Raw genomic sequence first — 5,528 nt, forward strand, 5'->3', positions numbered from 1 at the left:
CAGTTTAAACATACCGATGATGAAAAACAAATTGATGCCTATGTAGAAGACATTTCTATAACTCCTTTAGCTATTCCAATGATATGTGGACCTGGAGCAATTACAAACGCCATTATATTAATGGAAGATGCCAATGATATTCCTCAAAAAATAGCATTAATTTTAATAATTGCATTGGTATTGTTAATTACCTATTTAATATTAATTGGCGCTAGTAAAATTACTGAAAAACTAGGAAGCACAGGTAATAAAGTAATGATGCGTTTAATGGGATTAATTGTAATGGTAATTGCCGTAGAGTTTTTCTTTAGTGGATTAAAACCAATTATTCAAGGAATATTACATTCGTAAATGACAAAAACTAAAACACATATTTATTTTGTTCCAGGCTTAGCTGCAAGTTCAAAAATATTTGAATACCTAAAATTTCCTGAAGAACAATTTCAACTTCATTTTTTGGAATGGTTACTACCAATTTCAGAAAAAGAATCATTAAATGATTATGCAGCAAGAATGGCAAGTTTTGTAAAAGAAGAAAATGCTGTACTTGTTGGTGTGTCTTTTGGAGGTATTATTGTTCAGGAAATGAGCAAACATATTGCTGTTAAAAAAGTTATTTTAGTTTCAAGCATTAAATCCAATAAAGAATTACCAAAACGTTTAAAGGTAATTCAAAAAACAAAAATTTATAAATTATTTCCGGCACACGCTATTAAAAATATTGAAGGTTTTTTTAAATATGCTTTTGGCGATTACGCTAAAAAACGCGTTAAAATTTACAGAGAGTACTTATCTGTTAGAGATGAAACCTATTTAAAATGGGCTATTTTTAACGTTTTACATTGGAATCAAAAAAAACCATTAGAAAATATAGTTCATATTCATGGTACCGAAGATGAAATTTTCCCTATAAAATATATCAAAAATTGTATAGCTGTTGAAAAAGGTACTCATATAATGATTTTGAATAGAGCAAAAAAAATTAGCTCAATTATTATTAATTCACTTAATTAATTGTTAAATTAAAGAACTGCAAATAAAAACCTCAAAATTATTTGTAATTTAACAACTATTAAACACTACTACTATGGAAAAATCAATAAAAATATTAGGATTAATTGCTATCATTTTTGTAAGCTCAATATTTATATTTGGAACAAAATCAGACAATATTAAAAATGAACCAGTTAGCGATAAAAACACTGCTGAATTTTATCAAATTAAAGCTTTAAAAATACCTGATAATTTGGAGTTTGCAGGAGAAAAAGTTCCGCTAGGTAAAACCGAAATTTTAGAACGTGTAGACAGGGAGTTATTGGTTAATACTTATTGGCAATCTAACACCTTATTACTAATAAAACGTGCACATAAATATTTTCCAATTATAGAACCTATTTTGAAAAAAAATGGAATTCCTGATGATTTTAAATACTTAGCTGCTATTGAAAGTGGATTACAAAATGTGACGTCTCCGGCCGGAGCAAAAGGATTTTGGCAAATTATGCCACAAACGGCCAGAGAACTTTCTTTGGAAGTAAATGATAATGTTGATGAGCGTTACAACGTAGAAAAATCGACCGAAGTTGCCTGTGATTATTTAAAAAAAGCTAAAAATAAATTTGGAAATTGGACCTTAGCAGCAGCGTCTTACAATGCTGGTATGGCTGGAATATCTAGAAAACAAAATGAACAATTTGTAGATGATTATTACGATTTAATGCTTTCGGAAGAAACAAAAAGATACCTACCTAGAATTATTGCCGTAAAAGAAATTTTATCAAATCCTGAAAACTATGGTTTTGTTTTTGATAAAGAAGATTTATATGTTGAAGAAGAAACTAAAATAGTTAAAGTTGATACTGCTATTACAAATATAGCTCGTTTTTCAAAAAGTTTAGGAACTAATTACAACGTAATAAAATATCACAATCCTTGGTTGCGTGAAAATAATTTGAATAACAGTTCTCGAAAAATGTATGATATTAAAATTCCTGTAAAATAATTTAAATAAATAAGATCTTAAACTTAGCTTACATTATTTAATGTTTTTTGCATATTGTTATTCTACTAATTAGGTCTTATAAGTTAAATGGTTACTTTTACATAAAATTAAAAAAAACACATATTTCCTATGGGATTATCTAATAATGATATTTTTAAAAAACTACGTGTAGCGCATAAATTACGTGATACAGATATTGTTGAAATTTGTAAATTAGTAGACTTTAATGTTACAAAAAGTGAATTAGGCGCTATTTTTAGAAGTGAAGATCACGAAAAATATATGGAATGTGGTGATCAAATTTTACGTAATTTTTTAAACGGATTAATTATTCATTTACGTGGCCCAATGCCTCCAAAACAAGATAAGAAACCGGTTACTAAAAAATAAAACTTAATAATTGTATATAAAATAAGTCCTCCTAGTTTTAAAAAACTAGGAGGACTTATTTTAATTGCTCATTGCATTTAAAAAGACTTTTTCACTTCCTCAAACTCCTGAACAATCTCTTCTATAATTTCAGCTACAGGTTTTATAGCGTGAATTAAACCAGCAATTTGACCAATTTCTAATTCACCATTTTCTAAATCACCTTCAAACATTCCTTTTTTAGCTCTACCTCTACCTAATTTTTCTTTTAAAGCTTCTTTTGTAGCGTTCTGGGCATACATTTCTTGCAATTCGTTATAAAATTTATTTTTAATTAAACGAACAGGAGCTAATTCTTTTAAGGTTAAATGTGTATCTCCATCTTCAGCTTTAACCACTTCATTTTTAAAACTAATATGTGCGGAAGATTCTTCACTTGCTACAAATCTGCTTCCCATTTGTACACCATCAGCACCTAAAACCATTGCCGCTAACATTCCTCTTCCCGTTGCAATTCCTCCTGCTGCAATTACAGGAATAGTTACTTTTTCTTTTACCATTGGAATTAATGTAAGCGTTGTTGTTTCTTCTCGCCCATTATGTCCACCAGCTTCAAAACCTTCTGCAACAACAGCATCAACTCCAGCCTCTTCAGATTTTACGGCAAATTTTACGCTACTTACTACGTGCACCACTGTAATTCCTTTTTCTTTTAAAAACAATGTCCACGTTTTTGGATTTCCAGCCGAAGTAAACACAATTTTTACACCTTCTTCAACAATAATTTCCAATAATTCTTTCACATTTGGATACAACATTGGAATATTCACTCCAAACGGTTTATCTGTTGCATTTTTACATTTTTGAATATGCTCTCTTAAAACATCTGGATACATAGATCCTGCTCCAATTAATCCTAATCCGCCAGCGTTACTAACAGCTGATGCTAATCTCCAACCGCTATTCCAAACCATTCCTCCCTGAATAATTGGGTATTTAATATTAAATAATTTAGTAATTCTTGTATTCATTTATTCTTTTATAATTTTTTGAGTAAATACCTGTAAGTTTTGTTTTAATTGAATAAAATACAACCCTTTTGGTAAAAATGAAAGATCTACAGTTGGTTTAGAAGATGAAATAACTGTACTATACATTAATTTTCCTAAGGTAGAAAATACCCTAACATCTGCATTTTCCAAATCTATGCTTTGAGAAAAGTAAACTTCTCCTTTAGTTGGATTAGGATATATTTTAAATTCGTTTGTATTTTCAATAACTTCATCTACTGATAAGGTATTATAAATAGTTTCAAAATTAGGAATTCCATAACCTTCCTGAGCAGTTGGATTATTGAATAAATGTGCTGATTCTCTAACCATTTGTGTAATTTCAGCATTTGTTTTTTGGGGAAAAGCTTGCCATAAACAAGCTACAGCACCAGCCATTAATGGCCCTGAGAAAGATGTTCCGTTTGATGTACCTATGTTTCCTAACGAATTAATAATATAAACACTAGAACCTTGCGCACAAACATCTGGTTTTACTCTTCCATCATACGTTGGTCCGTAAGAACTAAAACTTGCAATTACACCAGATGCATTTACAGCTCCAATACTTAATACCGATGGTCCGTCAGCAGGAGCGTTCATATAATGCCAAGGATCAGTACCTTCGTTTCCTGCAGAATTTATTAAAATCATTCCTCTAGTAAAGGCAATTTCAGCTCCTCTGGTTATAAATGTTGTTTTTCCATCCATAGCGCTATATGAATAATTGTATCGTGATTCATCAAAAAACGAAGAATACCCCAACGATGTAGTAATAACATCTACACCTAACCTATCTGCTTCTTCAGCAGCTTCTACCCACAAGCTTTCTTCTAAAGGAACTTCGTTTGCGCTATCTTCAGTTATATATAAATAAAACTGAGCATCAGGTGCAGTTCCAATAAAATCGTTTGTTGCATCGCCATCATCGCTATAAACATAACCCGCTATAGTTGATAAAACTGACGTGCCATGTGTACTACCTGTATAAAATTCTTCACTTCTACCAACATAATTGTAACCTCCTAATATTTGACTATTACCTGTATTGGTTCTAATATAATTAAAAGCAGAAAACGTATTTACATTCGGAAAACCCGCATCTAAAACCGCGATTACCATTCCCTCACCCGTAAAATTATTTTGATGCAATACATCAACTTTTATCATTTGAGTTTGATTAGCAGCACGACCGTAATTAAAATCAGTAGTAACTTTTAATTTATCTTCAGATTTATTTTCTTGATTAATTATTGATGACTTACCACTTATTACGCCAATTGTTTTATCTGCAAATTCAATAGATGAAACAATAGTATTCCCTTCAAATTGAATGGTTAATAAATTTTCAATTGCTGTTTTAGCACCTTGTACATGCACTGCATTTAACCATTTAGATTTTGCCTTTACCGTAATTCCGTTTGCATTTGTAATGGTAGAAATATAATTTGCTTCTACAGGAACATCAAACTCATCTAATGGAATGTTATAGCGAGTTCTTCTTTCTAAAGACCTTTCTGTTAGCATAGTTGAAGGGTTACTTAAAAAAGTTTCTTTACTTGGTTTGTCCTTAAAATATACCCAAGCATCTTCTTGTGCAAAAATGGTTTCAAAAGAAAATATCAATAAAAATAACAGTAATTTACTTTTCACTTTTTAACATTTAAAAGTTATTTAAATTCTAAAATACAATTAATTTATGAAATTACGCCTGAGCCTACCAATTCATCATTTAAATACCACGCCACAAATTGCCCTTCGGTAATTGCGGATTGTGGATTTTCAAAGGCTACATACATTCCATTTTTTACTTGATATAGTGTTGCTTTTTCTAATTTTTGACGGTATCTAATTCTTGCTAAAACTTCTAAACTTTCACCTTCTTGTAAAATTAAATCTGGTCTAATCCAATGTGTTTCCTCACTACTTACAAATAAAACATTTCTATACAAGCCAGGATGGTTTTTACCTTCACCGGTATAAATTACATTTTCAACTACATCAGTATCTATTACAAATAAAGGTTCTTTTGTTCCTCCAACAGCTAATCCTTTACGTTGTCCTTTGGTAAAATAATGTGCACCTTGGTGTTTTGCTACAACTTTTCC

7 protein-coding genes are annotated in these 5,528 nt (G+C 30.5%); 4 read left to right on the plus strand and 3 right to left on the minus strand.

The features are described 5' to 3' along the window. From ABY298_RS14575 to ABY298_RS14590, 4 genes are all read left to right on the plus strand, one after another. On the plus strand, window positions 1-351 hold a 351-nt coding region (locus tag ABY298_RS14575), incomplete at its 5' end, for a MarC family protein (RefSeq protein WP_372746784.1). Next, entirely contained in the window at window positions 352-1,014 is a 663-nt protein-coding gene (locus tag ABY298_RS14580) for an alpha/beta hydrolase (RefSeq protein WP_372746785.1), read from the plus strand. It begins immediately after the preceding gene. 73 nt (window positions 1,015-1,087) lie between these two features. Continuing rightward, the gene (locus ABY298_RS14585; RefSeq protein WP_372746786.1) at window positions 1,088-2,002 is read left to right on the plus strand and encodes a lytic transglycosylase domain-containing protein; all 915 of its coding nucleotides are present in this window, start codon (window positions 1,088-1,090) and stop codon (window positions 2,000-2,002) included. Window positions 2,003-2,131: 129 nt separating this feature from the next. Beyond that, the gene (locus tag ABY298_RS14590; protein WP_372746787.1) at window positions 2,132-2,392 is read left to right on the plus strand and encodes a DUF1456 family protein; all 261 of its coding nucleotides are present in this window, start codon (window positions 2,132-2,134) and stop codon (window positions 2,390-2,392) included. A gap of 77 nt (window positions 2,393-2,469) precedes the next feature. Here ABY298_RS14590 and ABY298_RS14595 read toward each other — a convergent pair whose 3' ends face one another. The 3 genes from ABY298_RS14595 to ABY298_RS14605 form a co-directional block, all read right to left on the minus strand. After that, window positions 2,470-3,402, minus strand: coding sequence for an NAD(P)H-dependent flavin oxidoreductase (locus ABY298_RS14595; RefSeq protein WP_372746788.1), 933 nt, complete (start codon window positions 3,400-3,402; stop codon window positions 2,470-2,472). Continuing rightward, window positions 3,403-5,073, minus strand: a complete 1,671-nt coding sequence (locus ABY298_RS14600) for a S8 family serine peptidase (RefSeq protein WP_372746789.1) — start codon at window positions 5,071-5,073, stop codon at window positions 3,403-3,405. A gap of 44 nt (window positions 5,074-5,117) precedes the next feature. Next, the coding region (locus ABY298_RS14605) for an aminomethyltransferase beta-barrel domain-containing protein (RefSeq protein ID WP_372746790.1) at window positions 5,118-5,528 on the minus strand (411 nt) is incomplete at its 5' end.

Source organism: Lutibacter sp. (assembly GCF_041596795.1).
Taxonomy (GTDB): Bacteria; Bacteroidota; Bacteroidia; order Flavobacteriales; family Flavobacteriaceae; genus Lutibacter.

Excerpts from the sequence above, each read along its gene's own strand:
- ABY298_RS14580 (WP_372746785.1), top strand. The coding sequence starts at position 352 with ATGACAAAAACTAAAACACATATTTATTTTGTTCCAGGCTTAGCTGCA.
- ABY298_RS14585 (WP_372746786.1), top strand. The coding sequence starts at position 1,088 with ATGGAAAAATCAATAAAAATATTAGGATTAATTGCTATCATTTTTGTA.
- ABY298_RS14590 (WP_372746787.1), top strand. The coding sequence starts at position 2,132 with ATGGGATTATCTAATAATGATATTTTTAAAAAACTACGTGTAGCGCAT.
- ABY298_RS14595 (WP_372746788.1), bottom strand. The coding sequence starts at position 3,402 with ATGAATACAAGAATTACTAAATTATTTAATATTAAATACCCAATTATT.